Source organism: Thalassobium sp. R2A62, from assembly GCF_000161835.1.
Classification (GTDB): Bacteria; Pseudomonadota; Alphaproteobacteria; order Rhodobacterales; family Rhodobacteraceae; genus Thalassobium.
Genome location: NZ_GG697169.2, coordinates 659,009 through 680,283, shown reverse-complemented (window position 1 = coordinate 680,283; position 21,275 = coordinate 659,009). Strand labels below are relative to the sequence as shown.

Here is a 21,275-nt window from a genome sequence, read left to right as displayed (position 1 = left end):
ATGCCCAGCCATTCTGAAAAACGTGTCCTCCCTTACACGGCGGACCAAATGTATGACCTTGTGGCTGATGTCGCGAATTACCCCAAGTTCTTGCCTTGGACAGCGGCTGCGCGAATCAGGTCCACGACCGATGAGGGCGACAAGACGGTCATGCTGGCTGATCTGGTGATTTCCTTCAAAGTCTTTCGCGAGAAATTCGGAAGCCGCGTTGCCCTTTGGCCAGAAACAAAGCAGATCGATACCGAATATATCGACGGCCCTTTCTCCTATCTCGAGAGCCAGTGGAATTTTGCTGACGTCGACGGTGGGTGCGAAGTTCAATTTTCGGTCGATTTTGAATTCAAGAACAAGCTTCTTCAGGGCGCGGCCGGCATGTTCTTCAACGAGGCGATGCAGAGGGTCGTGCGTGCATTTGAACGGCGCGCGGCGGACCTCTATGGCGCGGTGGCATGACGATCACGCGAACTCTCGCGGAATTTGCACATGCGCCAGTTGTCGGCGCCTGTACTGCGCGCGAATTTTGTGAACTGTCTCTGTTTGATTGGGCAATTTGTGGTGTGGCCGGATGGCAGCATAGCGGTTTTCAAAATTGGGCTGCAGTGCAGTCAGGGCCGGGCGATCAGCCCACGTTTTCCGGTCAAGCACATGATCCTGCCACAGCTGCGCTGATCAATGGGACAATCGCACATGCGCTAGATTTTGACGACACGCATTTTGGTCACATCGGTCACCCTTCGGTCGCGGTCTGGTCTGCTGTCCACGCTGTCGCCAAAACACAAACATGGAGCGAGCGCGTCGATGCCGCCTTGGTTGGGATGGAGGCATCGGTTCGGGTCGGACTATGGTTCGGGCGCGAGCACTATGAAATCGGATACCACCAGACGGCCACTGCGGGTGCGTTCGGGGCAACGTTGGCAGTCGCGCGTCTGCTCGGCTTAACGTTGGATCAAACAATCGCTGCCATTGGTTTATGCGCGACCATGGCATCAGGGCTCAAAAGTCAATTTGGGACCATGGGAAAACCGCTCAACGCAGGTCTCGCCGCACGCACAGGCGTAGAGGCGGCGATGTGGGCAAAGGCAGGCCTGATGTCATGTGATGACGGATTGGCCGGAGCTTTGGGCTTTGGACCAACCCACCACGGGCAAGCAGATACGTCGGCCTTACGAGAGCTTGGATCCAATTGGCGCTTTGAAACAATCAACTACAAATTTCACGCCTGTTGCCACGGGCTGCATGCCATGCTCGAAGCGTTGAGCACCCTAGATGTTGCACAAGATTTTGATCGTCTAGAGATCGAAACTCACCCCAGATGGATGAGCGTCTGCAACATCGAGACACCGCGTACGGGGCTGGAATGCAAATTCAGCTATCGACAAACCGCCGCCATGGCGATCAACGGTGAGGATACTGGTGCAATCTCATCCTATACGGATGAATGTGCCGCCCAGTTTGCTGATATTCGGGGCCGGATCGACGTTACAGAGAACTCTGATCTGACCGAAATGCAGGCCACCGTAAGGGTTACCCGAGGCGGCGACGTGACTACTGCACGACACGACCTGTCCGCGGCCATACCGGCGAGCACAATCAAATCCAAGCTAGACCACAAAGCGACAGCTCTGGTCGGACGCTCGTTTGCCGAAGAATTGCGGGCTGCCTGTGACGCACAAGACATCATACTGTTCGAGACATTGATCGCGACAGAAAAACGGGGCCAGTAGGGCCCGCCAGACCACTGACAAACCCCGTCACATTCTGGCGGGGCTTTGCTTTGGGATCGCCATTTGGCGATGGGTTTTGGGCACGAGTGAGCTTCAGTCCTTAGACGGGACTGATTTTGCGTCTTCTGTCCATGATCGTTGCTATTTTCTTGATGTTCTGGGCAGTTGCGGCAAGCAGGCATTGGCATTTGACACCTGTGTGCCTTCGCACAATGGGCGTATCGAGGCCCGAAGAGTTGCTTGGCATCTGCGAATGAGCATTCAACCGTTTCCTTTCGTCGCGTATACAATCGCTTGCCCCAGTCTGTCTGTCGGTTAGCATCGGTGCGGTCCCGCGCATCGGCCCAGACGAGACGGCTGAGGGTCTTGAACAAAACCTCTGGCGCAATCGGCGGGCGGCCATGGTCGAGGCAGTAAAGCCCCTGATTCAGTTCACGGATGAAGCCAAAATCAATCACAGCATCAACCTTGCGCAGCAGGTGATCATTAGGAACCAGGCTCTCAAGCGTGACCATCTCAACCTCGCTCTGGTGGGGTGTGGGGCGTTTCGACACACCCAATTGAGTCAGCCCGAGCCTATAAAATCACGCAAAACAGCGAAGATGCACAATGGCGGCAAAGCGGACGAAGCTGACCTCGATGACATTCGGGCCGATGACCTTTTGCGGAAAACAGGGTGCCCGCGAGCACTCATTTGGATGTTGTCACAAACGGTCGTTTTTGGAAGGCGTTCAATGACGGCTCTGAGCCCAATCCAACCGATGCTGCGTAGTGCTCCAATGACCGCTTTGAGGGCCCTAAAAAGTGTGGTCGCCATTAAAGCGGCGTTTGCATGCCAATGATTTTTGACTACTCCGTCTGTCTATCAGAACATCACTAGCCTAGTTCAGTTGACAGATTCAAAAAATGTATACACTTTGTATACGATTCTTGGAGCTCCACATGGACCGATATACAAAACTTGCCTGTTTGACCGATTTGCGTCGGCGCATTTTGTCGACTGACCTTAAGCCGGGATATGATCTCGACGAAGCGGGCTTGTCTGAATACTACAGCATGTCGCGCACGCCACTTCGCGAGGTGCTGCAACGCCTTCAAGGCGAAGGTTATGTTGTGATGAGCGAGAACCGTGGCGCGAAGGTCGCGTCGATGGACATTGACGTCTTGCGCACCTTTTTCCAGACGGCCCCGATGGTTTACGCCAATATCGGGCGTCTGGCCTGTGAAAACCACACCGCCACCCAGTTGGATGACCTGAAACAGGCGCAGATGACTTTCTCCAAAGCGGCCAAGTCATCTGATGCGGCCGAGGCCGCGCTCGCCAATCACAAATTCCACGCGATTATCGGTGATATGGCCTCAAACACTTATTTATTGGCCTCGCTTGCGCGACTGCAAATCGATCACACCCGCATGAGCCAAACGTTTTATCGCCCCGCGGCACCCGCCGAGACGATGTTGGTTCTCAAAGCAATCGAACAGCACGACGCGATGATCGCGGCCATTGAGGCTGGCGAAGGCGCGCTCGCGATTGACCTCACACTCCAACATTGGGACCTAAGCCGTGACCGGATGGAGCGTTACGTGCGCCCCGATCCGTTGCCGGTTGATGTCATTTCTCTCAAGGACCACCGCAATGCAATTTGAAGGTATCTACACGCCGCTCGTCACGCCGTATCATGATGACTTTTCGCTGAACGAAGTGGCCTTGGCCGAAACGGTTGAGCATTTGATAACGGCAGGCGTTCACGGCATTGTCGTCGCGGGGTCCACGGGCGAATATTACGCGCAGACGACTGAAGAACGCCTTGAGATGATGACACGCTGCGCGGGTCTGATCAACGGGCGTGTGCCGATGGTGATAGGAACAGGCGCAATTCGGACCGAAGACAGCGTGATGTACGCCAAAGCCGCCAAGGCGGCAGGCGCGGATGCCTTGCTGGTGGCAACGCCGCCCTATGCTTACCCGACGGGGCGCGAAATTGCGTTGCATGCGCTGGCCGTGGACCGCGCCGCGAACTTGCCGGTGATGCTTTATAACTACCCTGGACGGATGTCGGTGGACATGGACGAAGATTGTCTGAACCGCTTGGGCCGCTCGCCCAATTTCTGCGGGATCAAGGAAAGCTCTGGCGACATCAATCGCTTGCACATGCTGGCGCGCGACTATCCACATATCGCATTGTCCTGCGGCATGGATGATCAAGCGCTGGAGTTCTTTGCATGGGGCGCGCGGTCTTGGGTCTGCGCTGGGTCAAACTTTGCACCAAAGGCGCACATCGCGTTGTACGAGGCTTGCGCCGTCGAGGGTGCTTTCACCAAAGGCCGTGCGATCATGTCTGCGATGTTGCCGCTGATGCGCGTCCTCGAACAGGGCGGCAAATTTGTGCAATGCATCAAATATGGGCTGACCTTGCGCGGCATTGACGCGGGCCCACCGCGCAAACCGCTACAACCACTGAACAAAGACGACAAACGCGAACTGGCCGAGGTGATCCGCACAATGGACACAGCCATTTCCAGCATCATGGGGGCGAACACATGACCGATCTGCTGACACACGCCGAATACGCGGCCATCGCTGACGCATTAGACCCACCGCGCAGCCCGTTCATCGACGGCAAGTACCAGCGCGGTAATGGCCCATTGATGGCAACAACCAACCCAGCAACACGGGCCGAGATCGCACAGATTTCCACGGCAGATGCCAAGGATGTCGACCTTGCCGTAACCAAAGCGCGCGAGGCATTTGATCAAGGTCGGTGGTCAAAGATCGACCCTGACGCCCGCAAGGATGTGCTGACCCGTCTGTGCAAATTGATCACGCGAAATCGCCGCGAACTGGCTGTGATGGAAAGTGTGGAATCGGGCAAGCCGATCCTTGATTGCGAAACGATTGACCTGCCCGAGACGATCCACTGCATTAAATGGCACGCTGAAGCTGCTGACAAAATCTACGATCAGACAGCACCGACAGGTGACGGCGCAATGGCGATGATCGTGCGTGAACCTGTGGGTGTTGTCGCAGCAATTCTGCCGTGGAATTTCCCGTTGATGATGTTGGCGTGGAAAATTGGGCCTGCGCTGGCGGCAGGCTGTTCTGTCATCGTGAAACCGGCTGAACAAACGAGCCTGACCGCGCTACGCGTCGCTGAACTGGCGCACGAGGCGGGTATCCCCCGCGGTGTCCTTCAGGTGCTTCCGGGCGACGGCCCATCGGTGGGCGAACCACTTGGACGCCATATGGATGTCGATATGGTCAGCTTTACTGGATCGACGGAAACCGGACGGCGGTTCTTGCGCTATGCGGCTGACAGCAACCTCAAAAAGGTGGTGTTGGAATGCGGCGGCAAGAACCCCGCTGTGGTGTTCGGCGACGCCGAGAACCTCGATCATGTGGCGGAACACGTGGTCAATGCAGCGTTCTGGAATGCGGGGCAAAATTGCTCTGCGACGTCGCGGTTGATCGTGCATGCGTCGGTGAAAGATGTGTTGCTAGAGAAGATTAATGCCCGCGTGCGCGATTGGAAAGTTGGCGATCCGCTTGATCCTACCAACCATATCGGCGCGTTAATTGATGCAGGTCATTGCACCAAAGTGCGCAGCTTTTTGGACGATAAGGGTGATGGCCCCTTCGTGGCCCCAACTATTCTTGAAGTTGAGGCTGATGACCCGCGCGCACGCGACGAAATCTTTGGCCCTGTGTTAAGCGTGATCACCGTGGCCAGCAATGACGAAGCCGTGCAGGTCGCCAATGACACTGACTATGGCCTTGCCGCGTCAGTGTTTTCTGCTGGAAGCCGCAGTGCCATTCGTGCGGCACGCGACATCAATGCAGGCACGGTGACGGTGAATTGTTACGGCGAAGGCAACATCGCCACACCGTTCGGCGGCTACAAACAATCGGGCTTCGGCGGACGCGACAATGGCCTGCACGCCCATGACCAATACACCGAGGTCAAAACAATTTGGATCGACCTCACCGATCCCGCTGATGGGAATAACGTCACATGAGTGTGGACGCAGTAGGCACTGTGCGCCGGGGGCGCGGCGCACGCAAAGCGCTGCGCCAGACCCGTGACATAAAGATGCTGCCTGCGCTCAAGCGCAAGCTGCCCCTGACCGACCCGATGACCCCCGATCAGATCGAAAAGATCGACGCGGCGTCTATGGATATCCTTGAAAATGTTGGCGTGCAATTCCGCGATGATATCGCCTTGGCTGATTGGAAACGTGCTGGCGCGAAGGTCGTCGGAGAGATGGTCTACCTTGATCGGCACCTCGTGCGCGAGCTGATCGCCAGTATTCCAGAAACATTCACCTACCACGCACGCAATGCGGCCAACTCTCTGCCCTTCGGCGGCGATCATGGCATGTTCATCCCAATGACGGGCGCGCCATTTCTGCGCGATCTCGATGACGTGCGGCGCAACCCAACGCTGGATGACTTGGCGAATTTCCACAAGCTCAGCCACATGTTACCGGCGATCCACTCGTCAGCGCACCATATCGTCGAACCCTATGATCATCCGATTAGCCAGCGGCATCTGCGTATCACCTATTCGTCGATGAAACACTCTGACAAGACGTTCATGGGTATGACCACCAGCCCCAAAAACGCCGAAGACGTGATGGACATGTGCGTGATCCTGTTTGGCGATGATTACATTGACACCCACCCGGTCGTGACGGGCAATTGCAACGGAAACTCGCCTTTGGTCTGGGACGAGACGATGCTGGGCGCACTGCGGGCATTCTGTAAACGCAATCAGCCGATCCTGTGTTCGCCCTTCGTTTTGGGCGGCGCAAATACCCCCGCAAGCGTGCCCGCAACCGTGGCGCAATTGAACGCCGAAGCGCTCAGCGCGCTGGCCTACACGCAGGTCGTGCGCAAAGGCTGCCCTGCGATCTATGGCCACTACCTCTCAACCGTCAGCATGAAATCGGGCGCGCCGATGGCTGGCACACCAGAGATCAGCCTGATGAACTTTATGATCGGTCAGATGGCGCGGTTCTACGGTGTGCCTTGGCGCACGTCGAACACGCTTGGTGGGGCCAAGACGTTCGATGCGCAGGCCGGTTATGAAAGTGCGATGACGATGAACGCGGTCTTGATGGCGGGCGCAAATTACATGTGGCACAGCGCGGGTTGGAATGAAGCGGGGATGCATTGTTCCACGGCGAAATTCATCGTCGATGCCGAGATGTGCGAAATGGGCTACCGCATGGCGCAAGGCGTGAATTGGGATGACTTTGATGCAGCTCTAGCAGCCGTGCCAGATGTTGGCCCCGGTGGTCACTATCTTGGCCATCCGCATACGTTGGAGCATTTTCAAAAGGCATTCTTCATGCCCGAGATGTTCGACAACAATTCAATCGAGCAATGGCAAGCCGAAGGCGGGATCGAGATCAACGAACGCGCCCTTAACAAAGCCCGCTCCATGTTGAACGAGTACGAAGAACCCAAGCTCGACGAGGGCGTGAACGAAGCGCTGCTGGATTACATCGCTAGGCGCGAACGCGAAATTCCGGCCGTCGACGCGCTTAATCAGGATTACTAACGTGGCTGTGACCCGTCTGCCCCGCGATCCCGGCCCAACCGGTTGGAATAAGTTGCTGGCAAACCCTCAACCAGCGACACCTTTGGCTGGCAAGATCACCGCCGATTGGTTGGTAATTGGCGCAGGTTTTGCAGGGTTGGCGGCGGCCCACCGCCTGTCCAAAAAGGCAAAAGGCGACAAGATCGTCGTGTTGGATGCTGTGCGCATTGGCGACGGACCGGCGGGGCGCAACTCGGGCTTTATGATCGATCTTCCGCACGATCTGACGTCGGCGGACTACGGCGGTGCGCTTGATGCTGACGTGGCGCAAACACAGGACAACCGGCTGGGAATTACCCATGCTCGTGAAATGTCAAATGAATATGGCCTTTCTGCGGAAGCATTTGTGATGTCAGGCAAGATCAATGGGGCGGCAACCACTAAGGGTCATGCGCACAACACCAGCTTTGCCAAACATTTGACCGCAATGGGTGAACCGCATGAGGTCTATGACGCAGCAGAGATGCGTGAAATTACGGGTTCGGATTATTATCAAAGTGGCCTGTTCACGCCGAGTACGGCCATGATTCAACCTGCAATGTACATCCGCGGCATCGCTGAAGGACTACGCAAAGACGGTGTTAAGATCCATGAAGACAGCCCCGTCACGGACCTGAAGCGTGAGGATGATTGGATCGCAACGACCCCAAACGGGCGAGTTACCGCGCCGCGCGTCATCCTCGCAGTAAACGGTCACCTGAACAGTTTCGGATACGCCAAATCGCGTTTGATGCATGTGTTCACCTACGCCTCGATGACACGGGCATTGTCACCGCAAGAGGTGGCCAAGCTGGGTGGTCACGCGATCTGGGGGCTAACGCCGGCAGATCCTGTTGGAACGACTGTGCGCCGCATCTGTGGTACGGGCGGCGATCGGTTGATCATTCGGAACAGGTTTACATTTGACCCCACGATGGAGGTAAGCGCGAAACGCATCGCAAAAGTAGGCAAAGATCACGACCGTTCTTTTATGCGCCGCTTTCCAAATCTGGGCGATGTCGCAATGGAATTCAGGTGGGGTGGGCGGCTTTGCCTCAGCCGCAATAACGTGCAGGTAATTAGCAAATTAGAACCCGGATTGTTTTCAGCCTGCTGTCAAAATGGCTTAGGCACTGCCAAAGGGACATTGGCGGGCGGTCTCGCGGCCGATCTCGCACTCGGTCAATCATCGCCGACGCTGTCACGCGCCTTAGCTGCTGACGCTCCAATGCGCTTGCCGCCAGAGCCGATCTCAAGGCTTGGTGCTAACTTATACCTACGCTGGCAGGAGGGTCGCGCATTCGGCGAACTTTAGCCCGAGGCGTTTTGCGAGACAGCGCGCCCCATCAATTCTGGCGCGCGACACAACATTGCTAAAGATGGAGAAGCAGCCGTTTATTCGCCAGATAGCAATGCCCGCTTTGTCCCGCACAACCGCCATTCATATGTGTTCCAAAAACGCTCGTTTTCGACATGGTCGCCAACCACCGGGATTTCTGCTGTAAAAAAACCTTTTCCCAACCCTACCAGTTGTTGAAGGTTTTTGGGAAGCTATTAATAGCAGCCATTCGTGCAAAATGCAGCATCAGTCACTTTTGGGCTCATTGCAACCATCCGACAAAATTTTTCGGATGATTTGATAAGCCGTGACAACCTTAACTTTGTCAGCAGCCTAACGGGTCCCGTAGGGCCCGCTAGCGCATTCGTCTTGATCGTATTTACGACGTCATGTCGTATGCACGTTCACCATGGACCGCGAGGTCCAGACCGTTGACTTCGGTCTCGTGATCTACGCGCAATGGTGTCACCGCACGACAGACAAAGATCAGCACGACTGTGACCACTGCGGTGAACACACCGACGATCGCGAGGCTGCCCAACTGAGTGGCCCAGCTTCCCAATCCGAAGACTGCGATCATGATCGTACCAAAGATGCCACCAACACCGTGGACCGCAAACACATCAAGCGTGTCGTCGATCTTAAAGACGTTGCGCACAAGAGTGACCGCTTCTTGGCACAAGACACCAGCGACGGCACCAATGATCAAGGCCTGCATCGGGTCGATGAAACCAGACGCCGGAGTGACCGAGGCGAGACCTGCGATTGTACCTGTGACCAAACCAACGAGGCTGGCTTTACCGAACTTGATCCGCTCCCACAGCGCCCATGTCAGGGATGCAGTGGCCGCCGAGATATGTGTCACGGTCAGTGCCATAGCCGCGCCACCGTCGGCCGCAAGTTGAGAGCCGCCGTTAAAGCCGAACCAACCGAGCCAAAGCATAGCAGCACCTATCATCACCATGCCAGGATTGTGTGGCGGTTTATTCTGATCACGACGTGGCCCAAGAAAGATCGCGAGGATCAAAGCCGCAAGACCGGCAGTTTCGTGAACAACAATGCCACCTGCAAAGTCCATCACGGCGACTTCAAAGATTGTGCCGTTTGCCAGAATGCCGCCACCCCAGACCCAATGGACGACCGGTGCGTAACACAACAGCATCCAAAGCGATGAGAACAACAGCACAAAGCCAAAGCCGACACGTTCGACATAGGCACCAACGATCAAAGCCGGTGTGATGATCGCAAAGGTCATCTGGAAGGCAAAGAACAAGACTTCGGGCAGGGTGCCAGCGAGCGTCTCGCTATTAATGCCACCAAGGAACATTTTGTCCAAGCCGCCCCAGTAGCCGGATGTCCCGCCACCAAATGCAATCGAGTACCCGATCACGAGCCAAAGGACGCTCATCACGCACGCAATTGCATAGCAGTGCATAAACACACTGAGCACGTTGCGTGCGCGTACAAGACCTCCGTAAAACAGGGCAAGCCCTGGCAAAGTCATAAACAAGACCAAGGCTGTCGCCACGATCATCCAGGCTGTATCCGCTCCGTTCATTGTCCCCTCCGACATTTATAAAACTGAGGTGGGTGGACAATATCGGGATCGGCGCGGAAAGAGGCGATTGTCGTTTCGGGTGGTTAAACGATAGGCAAATCACAAACCGGCGCAGGTTTATGCGCAATTTTTGGTATTTGACTAATTTTTACGCGCTTATGAATCGAGCGCTCCGAGCAGCAGATCCAAGGTATAGTCACATGCGGCCATTCGGACATTGGCACGACCCAATGATCCGAATTCGACCGTAGACGTTTGAATCTGGTCGCGTTGCGCGATCCCGAAACACACCCGACCTTCGGGTTTGTGATCCGATCCTCCGGGGCCAGCAATGCCGGTAATCGCAACTGCAAGGCTGGCGTCCGAGTGCGCAATCGCACCTTTCGCCATCTCGGCCGCGGTTTCTTCCGAAACGGCACCATAGGCAGCCAATGTTTCTGGAGAAACGCCCAGCATTTTGGTCTTGGCCCGATTGGTGTAGGTGACAAAGCCACGGTCAAAAATCGACGAGCTCCCCGCGATGTCGGTGATTGCGGCACTGACCATCCCGCCAGTGCAGCTTTCGGCTGTGGCGATCATGACTTCGGCAGCCAGCGCACGGGTCAATAGAGCCACTGCACGAGGGTTGTCGGTACTCATAGTAAATGAGCGAGCGCTGCGAGGATCATCACGCCGATGGCGGCAAAAACGCCCGCGATGACATCATCGAGCATCACACCCAAGGCGTCGCCGCGTCGGTCCGCCCAACCCACAAGCCAAGGCTTGGATATGTCGAACAAACGGAACAGCAGGAATGCCGCAAGCCAGCCTGGCCAAAGGTCCGTCAGGGCTGCGCCAACTTTGTGGGCGCCAAACACGACCGGGAACAGCGCGATCCACTGCCCTGCGACCTCGTCGATGACGATTTCGGACGGATCGTGATCGTCCTGTCCGGCCGTCTCAATTTGCGTCGCCCACCAGCCGGTTAAGAACACGACGATTGTTGCGAGACAAAAGCCGATTGGCCCAAGGACAGTCGCCACCAAATATGCAGCAGGCAGGGCGGCCAGTGATCCCCATGTTCCCGGAGCGGGTTTTAGCAATCCCGAATAGAAAAACGTCGCCCAAAGCTTGCTCATGATGCCACCAATGTTGCCGTTGCGATCGACGCGATGCCTTCACCGCGCCCTGTAAACCCAAGCCTTTCCGAAGTTGTCGCTTTGACACTGATCCGGTCGGCATCCAGCCCCATGATCTTGCTCATTTTTTCACGCATTGCTTGGGCGTGTGGGCCAATCTTGGGAAACTCGCAAACCAGAGTGCAATCAACGTTACTGATCGTAAATCCCATCTCGGAAGCAAGCGCTACTGCATGACGCAAAAAGATGTCGCTGGCAGCCCCTTTCCATTGCGGATCGCTGGGCGGGAAATGCTGGCCAATATCACCACGGGCAAGTGCGCCATAGATCGCATCAGTTACTGCATGCATCCCGACATCGGCGTCCGAATGACCGACCAAACCGTGATCATGTGCAATCTCTAAACCGCACAAAGTGACATGCGTACCTGGTCCAAATTTATGAACATCGTAGCCGTTGCCCAGTCTTATATCCACGTATGTCGTTCCTTGTTTCATCATATGCTCAACCCGCGCCAAATCGGTTGGGTTGGTGATCTTCATTGCGCGAGGATCACCCGCAACGATCGCGACGTCCAGCCCCGCAGCGCGAGCAACCTCGACATCATCCGCTGCGGCACCGGTATAGGCCGCATGTGCGGCTAGGATCGCTGAATATTGAAAACCCTGTGGGGTCTGCGCACGAAACAAACCACTCCGATCCGCCGCGCCGGTCACGACACCGTCTTTGCCAGTCCACAATGCGTCAACAACAGGTAGTGCTGGAGCCGCGCCATCATGGGTCTCCAACGCCACAATAACATCAGTGATCATTTGCTCGGTGACAGCAGGGCGTGCAGCATCGTGGATCAGGACACGCTTTGCGTCAGGACATGCCCGCAGGCAATTTTGAACGGTCTCGGCTCGGCTGCCGCCGCCTGTGACAATCTCAACGCCGTCAGGAATTGATATGCCTTCAGGAACACCGTCGGCTGGGGCTGCGAGCATGATCCGGTCGACGAGCGGATGCGCCTGAAACATCTGAATTGACCACAAGACAACTGCACGACCGTTCAGGGTCTGCCATTGCTTTGGTTTTGGGCCACCAGCACGGCGACCCGATCCAGCAGCAACGATCAAAGCAATTGTTGTCATTCAAAAAGGCCCTAACATCCGTTTTGACCTGTGTATGACCCAGAGGTCAGTCTTGCAAATGCGCAAGTTTTCGAGGCGTATTTGCTTAATTTTTAAGCATCAGCTACAAAATTGACCAAATGGTACTGCCGCTTTGTTGTATGGGGCCGCAGCGCCGCATAGACCAGTGTCATCGCACAAGGATTAGGCGCTCTTCGTGAAAGTTGGCTCGCTCACTTTGGACCCACCCGTCTTTCTAGCCCCATTGGCTGGAATCACAGACCTGCCGTTTCGACAGCTTGTCGGAGGGTTTGGTGCCGGATTAGTCGTGAGCGAAATGGTCGCCAGCCAAGAAATGGTGCAATCCAAACCGGGCGCGCGTGAAAAGGCAGAGCTGGGGCTTGGTCTGGCTGACACGTCCGTACAATTGGCCGGTCGCGATGCAGAATGGATGGCGCGGGCCGCACGGATTGTCGAAGACAGCGGCGCACGTCTGATTGATATCAACATGGGTTGCCCAGCAAAAAAGGTGACGAACGGATATTCCGGTTCGGCTCTGATGCGCGACCTGGATCATGCGCTCACGCTAATCGATGCCGTCGTCAATGAGGTTGATATCCCCGTCACATTGAAAACGCGGCTCGGGTGGGACGACGCAATGTTGAACGCGCCAACGCTTGCCAAACGCGCCGAAAATGCAGGTGTCTCAATGATCACCATCCACGGTCGGACGAGGTGCCAGTTCTATAAAGGGCATGCTGATTGGACAGCCATTTCAGCAGTAAAAGACGCGGTCACGATACCCGTCATTGCAAACGGGGACATTGTGGACAGTGAATCAGCCCGTCGTGCGCTGACTTCTTCGGGGGCCGATGGCGTGATGATAGGGCGCGGCGCGCAGGGGCTGCCATGGCTGTTGGCCCAAGTAGCCGCAGACCTGCACGGCACGCCAATGCCTGACGTCCCAAAAGGAACGGCATTGGTTCGGATGGTGTCTGACCACTACGAGGCGATGATGTCGTTCTACGGGATCGAACTGGGCAACCGCGTCGCTCGCAAACACTTGGGTTGGTATATGGACAACGCACAAACCCCAACCGCGCTACGCAAGGCCGTTCTGGTGGAAAAGGACCCAGCGGCGGTTCTGTTGTTGCTCCCAGATGCTGTGGGACCCGACCACGAGTTGGCGGCATGAACGTTGACGATCTCTGGACCTCGTTACCCGTGCCGGCGTTGCTGTTGGATGTGGGCAACCGGATCATCGCCGCCAATTCCACCGCAGAAGATTTCATGAATGTCTCGGCAAAGTCGCTGTTGGGCACACCGATCTGGGATCAGGTGATGATCGATGCCCCGATCGAGCTGGCCTTTGCGCGGGCCTGCAGCAATCGAACCTCTTTGCACATCAATGACGTGGACATCGGGACAGGGGCGCGTGCGCCCGTGCTGTGCAATATGCGGATCGCGCCACTCAATGGCTCAGACGATCAGATGCTGGTCCTGTTTGCGCCACGCGAGATCACGTCATCCATGTCGCGCAATGCGTCGTCGGTCAAAGCCGCACGCTCCGCGATTGGTATGGCAGAAATGCTGGCACATGAAATCAAGAACCCTCTCGCGGGGATCACGGGCGCAGCTCAGTTACTTGCCATGAACCTGTCGAACAGCGACCTCGAAATGACCGATCTCATCGTCGAGGAATGTCGCCGCATTGTGTCATTGCTGGATCAGGTGGATCAGTTCGGCAATCTCGCGCCCCCTCAAATGGATCCCGTCAATGTGCACGATGTTCTAGATCGTGCTCGCCGTTCCGCGGCGGTTGGTTTTGGCGCACATATGACGTTGATCGAAGACTACGATCCGTCTCTTCCACCTACGATGGGAGACACCGATCAATTGCTGCAGGTCTTTCAAAACCTCTTAAAAAACGCCTCGGAGGCCAGCAAAGGGGCTGCTGGCAAAATCAGGCTCCACACGTATTACGACCAATCACTGCGTGTAAGACGCCACGACGGCACCCAAGCGAAACTGCCGCTACAGATCGAGATCATCGACGACGGTCCGGGCCTGCCGCCCGAGATCGAAAGTGATGTCTTTGAACCCTTCATCTCAGGTCGAGAAAACGGCACAGGCCTAGGCCTCGCGCTCGTATCCAAAATTATTGCTGACCACGACGGGTGGATCACAGTCGATTCCGTACCCGGGCGGACTGTGTTTCGCGTCTCGTTGCCGTTGGTGACAACAATTCCCCAAGGAGAAAAGTAATGGACGGAACTATTCTGGTTGCAGACGACGACCGCACAATTCGCACCGTTCTAACCCAAGCTCTGACCCGTGCAGGCTGCAAGGTGCATGCCACATCAAGCCTTGTGACGTTGATGCGGTGGGTCGAAGAGGGCAAAGGGGATTTGGTCATCTCTGACGTTGTAATGCCAGATGGTAATGGCCTAGAGGCGTTACCCAAAATTGGCGAGGCACGTCCCGGTTTGCCGGTAATCGTGATATCTGCGCAAAACACGATCATGACAGCGATCCAAGCGGCCGAAGCAGACGCATACGACTATTTGCCGAAACCTTTTGATTTGCCGGATTTGATGAAACGCGCCGCTCGCGCGCTCGAAGTGAAACGACGTGCACCGATCGCGCGTGATGCGTCCGAGGATCAGGGCGATGATCTGCCGCTGGTTGGCCGCACACCTGCAATGCAAACGCTGTATCGCTTAGTCGCACGTGTGATGAATACTGACTTGTCGGTCTTGATCACCGGTGAAAGCGGGACGGGGAAATCTCTGATCGCGCGTGCTATCCACGACCTGTCTGACCGTCGCACATTGCCATTTGTTGTGGTCAGTGCCGAAGATTTGGCTGGCGTCGACGGGCCATCGGCCTTGCTCGCGCGTGTCAAAGGCGGCTCGTTGTTGTTCGACGAAGTTGGTGACCTTGGCGATGAAGACCAAGCCAAGATTGTGCGCATGTTGGATGCGCTCCCGGATACTGCACCGCGGATCATGGCGACGAGCCAGATTGACCTGATGCATCGGACCGAAGCAGGTGAATTCAGACAAGACCTGTTTTACCGGCTTGGCGGTGTCAGCCTGACAGTTCCTGCATTGCGCGAGCGTGTCGATGATATCCCGCTGTTGGCGGACCACTTTCTGGCACGCGCCGAACGGGAAGGGGCCGCATTGCGCCGGCTCTCCACGGGAGCTGCCGAGCTGGTTCGCAGCTACAGCTGGCCTGGAAACGTTCGACAACTGGAAAACGCAGTACGTCGGTTGGTGGTCACAGCGACCGAAGATGAAATTTCGCGCGCCGAAACCGAATTGGTGCTAGGCAATCAGCCTGCGATGGAACCACTCAGAGGTGGCGCAGATGGTGAAAAGCTGTCGGCGTCTGTGGCCGCGCATTTGCGGCGCTATTTCGATCTGCACGGTGGAGTTTTGCCAGCACCCGGTCTGTACCAACGGATACTCAAGGAAGTCGAAAGCCCGCTGATCGAAATCGCGCTGGATGCAACCAGCGGAAATCAGGCAAAATGCGCCGATCTTCTGGGCATCAACCGCAATACCTTGCGCAAGAAGATCACTGACCTCGATATCCACGTGACAAGGCGCCGCAAACTGATGTAAAACCGTCACACAAGCGTGGCCGCGCGGCATCTGTGTCGCGCGAGAACCACATAAATGGCGGTAATGGCACAGGTGTTTTGCATACCTGCGCCCAGAATCAGGAAAGCAGGGACGCCCGTGCAGCGCTCTCTCTTGGGGTTTAATTTAGCGAGGCTGAGCCGTTTGCGGCGCCTAAGACGCGTGCAAAACGTGGCGACACTCGGACTTGTGATTTTGGGGCCGATCCTCACGGTCGCAACATTTGTAGCCCTTGGTCCATTAAACCAAGGCGCCACCGCGCCCAGCTTGCGCCTGATCCTACTGGCCGACTTGATCTACATTCTCGTGGTTGCGGCTCTCGTTATGCAGCGTGTGGCTCGAATGATTGCTGCACGGCGCGCAAAATCGGCCGGCTCACGGCTTCACCTTCGTCTGACCGGTGTGTTTGCGCTGCTTGCGCTGATTCCAACCGTTCTGGTCGCTGTCTTTTCAATGCTGACGATAAACGTAGGCCTTGAGGGTTGGTTTTCTGATCGGGTGCGTCAGGTGGTCGGCAACTCATTGGCCGCCGCGGAATCCTACGAAGGCGAACACCGCAGCGAACTCAACCGCGATGGTCAGGCGCTCGCCAACTATCTCGACAACGAACGGCGCGGCACATTTTTCATGACCCAGCTTGAGGTCAGAACCGCACTGGCCCAAGTCGAAGCGCAAATCAGGCGTGGCCTGACCGAGGTCTATCTAATCGATGGCGCTGGAGAAATTCAGACCCGTGGCCCCAGCAGCTATCTCTTTGGGTTTGAACAACCGACGGCGGAACAACTGGCGGCGGCGCGTAATGGGCTGGTCATCATCGAGGATTGGGACAACAACGAATTCCGCGCTCTGATCCCATTGACCGAATTCGTCGACAGGTTCCTCTACGTTACCCGTGAGGTGGATGGAGAGGTTCTAGGGTTGCTGGATGAGACCCAAGAAACAGTCAATCTCTACGAACAACTCGAAAGCGAACGTGGTCGGCTGCTGTTTGAATTCGGCCTCCTTTATTTAGGTTTTGCTGTGATCTTGATCCTCGCTGCGATTTGGCTGGGCCTTTGGTTCGCCGAACGGTTGGCACGTCCTGTGGGACGGCTCGCGGGCGCGGCACAGCGTGTCGGAGCAGGAGACCTGACTGTTCGTGTGCTCGAAGAAGAGGGTGACGACGAAATCGCGATGTTGGGGCGGTATTTCAACCAAATGACCACCCAATTGAACGGCCAGCGCCAGACTTTGATAGAAAGCAACGAACAGGTAGAGCGTCGCCGCCGGCTGTTCGATAGCGTCCTAAGCTCGGTGACATCCGGCGTTGTGGGCCTAGACGCCCAAGGACGCGTCACCTTCGCTAACCCATCAGCACGACGCCTGCTAGAAGTAGGTGAAGAACAAGAGGCGATGGCTCTTGCCGTTGCTGTGCCTGAATTCGCCCCGCTGTTTGACCGCCTCCAAGTCCGAGGCAGTCACGCCGAACAAGAACAGGTCAACTTGATCCGTGGTGGGGCCCAAGAGAGCCTGTTGGTGCGTATGGCCCCCCGTCGGTCTGAAGATGGCAAGCTCGAAGGCTATGTTGTCGCATTTGACGACGTCACCGATCTGGTCAGCGCCCAACGGATGGCCGCATGGGGTGATGTTGCGCGACGGATTGCCCATGAGATTAAAAACCCGCTCACGCCAATTCAGCTCAGCGCCGAGCGGATCAAACGCAAATTTGGACCCGTGGTCGATGATCAGGCCAAGCTGGACCAGATGACCGACGTCATTGTTCGCCAAACCAATGACTTGCGCCGGATTGTGGATGAATTCTCGAAATTCGCGCGTATGCCCGAACCGGAAAAGCGGAACGAGGATCTGGCGACTTTGGTTCGTGACGCTGTGACACTGCAGGAAGCCGGGCAACCCGATGTGGCGATCGTGTCAGATATCAGCGCAGAGGTTGTCACCGCTGACATCGACGGCACCATGATCTCACAGGCACTCACAAACCTAATTAAGAATGCCGGCGAAGCAACTGAAACTTATATCGAAAAGAATGGTACTGGCGACTTTTCACCCGAGGTCCGAGTAGCTCTTGAGGTCCAAGGTGATACCGCAGTGATCACGATCCAAGACAACGGTATCGGCCTGCCACAAGACCGGGCCCGTCTGTTCGAACCCTATGTCACGACACGCGACAAAGGGACCGGACTAGGTCTGCCAATTGTCAAAAAGATCATCGAAGAGCATGGCGGACAGCTGGTGCTGTCAGATGCCGAAACTTTTGCAGGAGCAAGCCACGTAGGCGCCTGCGCAACGATAATATTACCGGTTCTGATCGCATCAGAGGCGGCGAGTACAATAGCATGAGGTCACTATGGGCGATATCCTAATCACAGATGACGAGCGCGACATTCGCGAGCTGATCGGGGACATTCTAGAAGACGAAGGCTTTTCGACACGGCTGGCTGGATCGTCGAACGAATGTATGGCCGAGATAGAAAAAGAAGCGCCTGCGCTGATGATCCTAGATATATGGCTTAAAGACAGCGCGATGGACGGCATCGACATCCTGAAAGCGGTCAAGCGAGACCACCCAGACATCCCGATCGTGATCATTTCGGGCCACGGGAACGTGGAAATTGCTGTCGCTGCTATCAAACAGGGTGCCTACGACTTTATCGAAAAACCCTTTAATATCGACCAGTTAATGGTAGTGATCCGGCGTGCGATGGAAACCTCTCGGCTGCGCCGCGAGAACATCGACCTCAAACGCGGGGATGCGGCCCCAAGTGAGATGTTGGGCGAAAGCGCTGCATTCAAGACCCTCAAGAGCCAGCTCGACAAAGTCACCAAATCCAACGGTCGCGTGATGCTGACTGGCCCTGCGGGTGCGGGCAAGGAAATCGCGGCACGCTATATCCACACCAATTCAAACCGCGCGTCGGCCCCTTTTGTGACTGTCAATTCTGCTGGCATCGAGCCGGACCAGATGGAGGCCAAACTGTTTGGCCGCGAGAGCCCCGAAAAGGGTATCGAAAAAGGCCTGCTGGAAGAGGCGAGCGGCGGGGTCATCTACTTTGATGAGGTGGCCGAGATGCCATCAGGGACACAGGCCAAAATTCTGCGCGTTCTTGTGGACCAACAGTTCCAACGTGTCGGCGGCAGCGACAAGGTCAAGGTTGATCTTCGTGTTATATCAACCACAAACAAAGACTTGGCCGCTGAAATCGATGCGGGTAACTTCCGTCAAGAACTATACCATCGCCTGAACGTTGTACCGATCCATGTCCCAAGCCTAGAAGAACGTCGCGAAGACATTCCAATGCTGGCCGAATACTTCATCGACGGTTTCAACAAATTGCAGGGCCTGCCGCTGCGCACCCTTGCTGAGGACGCGCGGGCATTGCTTCAGACGATGCTCTGGCCGGGAAATGTGCGTCAGCTCAAGAACGTGATTGAGCGGGTTTTGATCCTAGGCGAAGCCTCTGGAGACATCTCGGCCAAGGAATTGCCTGTCTCAGACGAGGCCGCCGGAGAAGAAGGGCGCGTGGTGCTGGCTGGATCGCTGGCGACGCTTCCATTGCGAGAAGCCCGCGAGTTGTTTGAACGCGAATATCTATTGACCCAAATCAATCGTTTTGGCGGCAATATCAGCCGGACGGCCAGTTTTGTGGGAATGGAACGCTCGGCGCTTCACCGCAAGCTCAAATCCTTGGGGGTTGTCACCTCGAACAAAGCTGGGGCCCGTGTTGCCCATGTCGAAGGCGACGCCGAGTAAATCCACAAACAATTGACCCCAAAGCCCCTCTCTGGCAGGTGTGGGGGCCACGCAAACGCGAGGCTGGAACATGAAGGTCATCATATGTGGCGCAGGGCAGGTTGGCTGGCAGATTGCCCGCCATTTGTCGGGTGAGAACAACGATGTGACGGTCGTCGATAACAACGCCGATCTGGTGCACCGCGCAACCGATACTTTGGACGTCCAAGGTATTGCAGGATTTGCGAGCTATCCGGATATTTTGGAACGGGCAGGCGCGCGCGATGCGGATATGATTATCGCAGCGACCCATTCTGACGAGGTCAACATGGTGACCTGTCAGGTCGCGCACTCCGTGTTTGCGGTTCCACGTAAAATCGCGCGACTGCGTTCGCAATCTTATCTTACCGCTATCTATTCTGATTTGTACCGCCGCGACCACTTGCCGATTGATGTGGTGATCAGCCCCGAGAAAGAAGTGGCAGAGGCGGCCCTGCAACGGCTTGCATCACCAGCGGCCTTTGACACAGAACGGTTTCTAGAGGGCAAAGCCACACTGCTGGGGATCACGATCGAAGACGATTGTCCCGTCATCAACACACCGCTTCGTCAGTTGACCGATCTGTTTTCGACGCTGCGCGCTATTGTCGTCGGTATTCGCCGCGATGGGCGGCTCTTTGCGCCAGAGGCGGGTGACCAAATTTACCCCGGCGACGAAGTTTATATCTTTTCCGAAACCGGCGACCTGACGCGGACGCTCGAGATTTTTGGCAAGACGCACCGCAAACAAGAGCGCATCGTGATCATCGGTGGCGGCAATGTCGGTCTAGGCGTCGCACAAGCCTTAGAGGCACGGACAGAACGTGTGCGTGCGCGCGTCATTGAACGGGATCGCAGCTGCGCCGAACAGGCGGCTGACGCACTGGAACGAACAATTGTATTACACGGTGACGGGTTGGATAGCTCGCTGTTAGATGAGGCGAGCATTGATCGGGCCGACGCCGTTTTGGCAGTGACCGACGACGACAAAACCAACCTACTAGCCGCCGTGCGCGCCAAAGAGCTCGGCTGTCCCATGAGCATCTGTTTGGTCAACGATCCAACATTGGTGCCGTTGATGGCCCCACTGGGGATCGACGCCTATATCAATCCCCGCGCTACGACCGTTTCATCGATCTTGCGCCACATCCGCCATGGACGGGTCAGAGCCGTCTATTCAATTGGTGACGCCGAGGCCGAGGTGATCGAGGCCGAAGTGTTGTCAACGTCACCGATTGCGGGTCAGCGGCTGCGCGATGTCGCATTTCCAGAAGGTGTTCTCGTCGGCAGCGTCATGAAAGACGGCGTCTTGCACAAGCCGACCGGTGGTCTTCGGGTCGAAGAAAACGATGTGATCGCCATCTTTGCGTTGACCAATGATGTGCCCGAGGTCGAGCGGCTTCTTCAAGTTTCGATCGACTATTTCTAG

At 56.2% G+C, this 21,275-nt stretch carries 17 protein-coding genes and 2 pseudogenes; 13 read left to right on the top strand and 6 right to left on the bottom strand.

Annotated elements, in window-relative coordinates; genetic code table 11:
• Both TR2A62_RS03360 and TR2A62_RS03355 read left to right on the top strand, forming a co-directional pair.
• The gene (locus tag TR2A62_RS03360) at window positions 1-453 is read left to right on the top strand and encodes a type II toxin-antitoxin system RatA family toxin (RefSeq protein ID WP_009159382.1); all 453 of its coding nucleotides are present in this window, start codon (window positions 1-3) and stop codon (window positions 451-453) included.
• Window positions 450-1,724: an MmgE/PrpD family protein gene (locus TR2A62_RS03355; protein WP_009160436.1), complete on the top strand. Its 1,275-nt coding sequence runs from the start codon at window positions 450-452 to the stop codon at window positions 1,722-1,724. Before TR2A62_RS03360 ends, TR2A62_RS03355 begins: the two co-directional genes overlap by 4 nt.
• A gap of 100 nt (window positions 1,725-1,824) precedes the next feature.
• On the opposite strand, the pseudogene TR2A62_RS17970 reads toward TR2A62_RS03355, so the two are convergent.
• Both TR2A62_RS17970 and TR2A62_RS18970 read right to left on the bottom strand, forming a co-directional pair.
• Window positions 1,825-2,092: pseudogene (locus TR2A62_RS17970) on the bottom strand (transposase); the annotation flags it as partial.
• A pseudogene (locus TR2A62_RS18970) lies at window positions 2,084-2,239 on the bottom strand (IS5/IS1182 family transposase); the annotation flags it as partial. The pseudogenes TR2A62_RS18970 and TR2A62_RS17970, both read right to left, overlap by 9 nt.
• A 427-nt stretch (window positions 2,240-2,666) precedes the next feature.
• Here TR2A62_RS18970 and TR2A62_RS03345 point away from each other — a divergent pair.
• From TR2A62_RS03345 to TR2A62_RS03325, 5 genes are read left to right on the top strand one after another with little or no spacing between them, the layout of a single operon-like run.
• Entirely contained in the window at window positions 2,667-3,371 is a 705-nt protein-coding gene (locus TR2A62_RS03345; protein ID WP_009158598.1) for a GntR family transcriptional regulator, read from the top strand.
• Window positions 3,361-4,269, top strand: a complete 909-nt coding sequence (locus TR2A62_RS03340; protein WP_009157421.1) for a dihydrodipicolinate synthase family protein — start codon at window positions 3,361-3,363, stop codon at window positions 4,267-4,269. The genes TR2A62_RS03345 and TR2A62_RS03340 overlap by 11 nt, the downstream gene beginning before the upstream one ends.
• Window positions 4,266-5,738 (top strand): aldehyde dehydrogenase, encoded by a 1,473-nt coding sequence (locus TR2A62_RS03335; RefSeq protein WP_009159415.1) that lies wholly within the window; start codon window positions 4,266-4,268, stop codon window positions 5,736-5,738. The genes TR2A62_RS03340 and TR2A62_RS03335 overlap by 4 nt, the downstream gene beginning before the upstream one ends.
• Entirely contained in the window at window positions 5,735-7,285 is a 1,551-nt protein-coding gene (locus tag TR2A62_RS03330) for a trimethylamine methyltransferase family protein (RefSeq protein WP_009160418.1), read from the top strand. The genes TR2A62_RS03335 and TR2A62_RS03330 overlap by 4 nt, the downstream gene beginning before the upstream one ends.
• A gap of 1 nt (window position 7,286) precedes the next feature.
• Window positions 7,287-8,618, top strand: coding sequence for an FAD-binding oxidoreductase (locus TR2A62_RS03325; protein WP_009158687.1), 1,332 nt, complete (start codon window positions 7,287-7,289; stop codon window positions 8,616-8,618).
• A 403-nt stretch (window positions 8,619-9,021) separates the two neighbouring features.
• Here TR2A62_RS03325 and TR2A62_RS03320 read toward each other — a convergent pair whose 3' ends face one another.
• The 4 genes from TR2A62_RS03320 to TR2A62_RS03305 all read right to left on the bottom strand — a co-directional run bounded on the left by TR2A62_RS03320 (window position 9,022) and on the right by TR2A62_RS03305 (window position 12,451).
• On the bottom strand, window positions 9,022-10,200 hold the full coding sequence (locus TR2A62_RS03320; RefSeq protein WP_040820122.1) for an ammonium transporter: 1,179 nt from the start codon (window positions 10,198-10,200) through the stop codon (window positions 9,022-9,024).
• A gap of 156 nt (window positions 10,201-10,356) precedes the next feature.
• Window positions 10,357-10,839 carry a CinA family protein gene (locus TR2A62_RS03315; RefSeq protein WP_040820121.1) on the bottom strand — a complete coding sequence of 161 codons (483 nt, stop codon included), beginning with the start codon at window positions 10,837-10,839 and terminating at the stop codon, window positions 10,357-10,359.
• Complete coding sequence (locus TR2A62_RS03310) at window positions 10,836-11,318, bottom strand: phosphatidylglycerophosphatase A (RefSeq protein WP_009158324.1); 483 nt, start codon at window positions 11,316-11,318, stop codon at window positions 10,836-10,838. Before TR2A62_RS03310 ends, TR2A62_RS03315 begins: the two co-directional genes overlap by 4 nt.
• Window positions 11,315-12,451 (bottom strand): bifunctional 2-C-methyl-D-erythritol 4-phosphate cytidylyltransferase/2-C-methyl-D-erythritol 2,4-cyclodiphosphate synthase, encoded by a 1,137-nt coding sequence (locus TR2A62_RS03305; protein ID WP_009159587.1) that lies wholly within the window; start codon window positions 12,449-12,451, stop codon window positions 11,315-11,317. Before TR2A62_RS03305 ends, TR2A62_RS03310 begins: the two co-directional genes overlap by 4 nt.
• Before the next feature lie 196 nt (window positions 12,452-12,647).
• Between TR2A62_RS03305 and dusB the strand changes: the two genes are divergently transcribed.
• The 6 genes from dusB (at window position 12,648) to trkA (ending at window position 21,275) form a co-directional block, all read left to right on the top strand.
• The gene (dusB, locus tag TR2A62_RS03300) at window positions 12,648-13,625 is read left to right on the top strand and encodes a tRNA dihydrouridine synthase DusB (protein WP_009158618.1); all 978 of its coding nucleotides are present in this window, start codon (window positions 12,648-12,650) and stop codon (window positions 13,623-13,625) included.
• Window positions 13,622-14,695 (top strand): nitrogen regulation protein NR(II), encoded by a 1,074-nt coding sequence (locus TR2A62_RS03295; RefSeq protein WP_009159224.1) that lies wholly within the window; start codon window positions 13,622-13,624, stop codon window positions 14,693-14,695. Before dusB ends, TR2A62_RS03295 begins: the two co-directional genes overlap by 4 nt.
• Window positions 14,695-16,059: a response regulator gene (locus TR2A62_RS03290; protein ID WP_009160803.1), complete on the top strand. Its 1,365-nt coding sequence runs from the start codon at window positions 14,695-14,697 to the stop codon at window positions 16,057-16,059. The genes TR2A62_RS03295 and TR2A62_RS03290 overlap by 1 nt, the downstream gene beginning before the upstream one ends.
• 180 nt (window positions 16,060-16,239) lie before the next feature.
• On the top strand, window positions 16,240-18,417 hold the full coding sequence (locus TR2A62_RS03285; RefSeq protein ID WP_009159995.1) for a PAS domain-containing sensor histidine kinase: 2,178 nt from the start codon (window positions 16,240-16,242) through the stop codon (window positions 18,415-18,417).
• A gap of 7 nt (window positions 18,418-18,424) precedes the next feature.
• Window positions 18,425-19,828 (top strand): sigma-54 dependent transcriptional regulator, encoded by a 1,404-nt coding sequence (locus tag TR2A62_RS03280; RefSeq protein WP_009160635.1) that lies wholly within the window; start codon window positions 18,425-18,427, stop codon window positions 19,826-19,828.
• Between the two features lie 70 nt (window positions 19,829-19,898).
• Window positions 19,899-21,275: a Trk system potassium transporter TrkA gene (gene trkA, locus TR2A62_RS03275; protein ID WP_009157905.1), complete on the top strand. Its 1,377-nt coding sequence runs from the start codon at window positions 19,899-19,901 to the stop codon at window positions 21,273-21,275.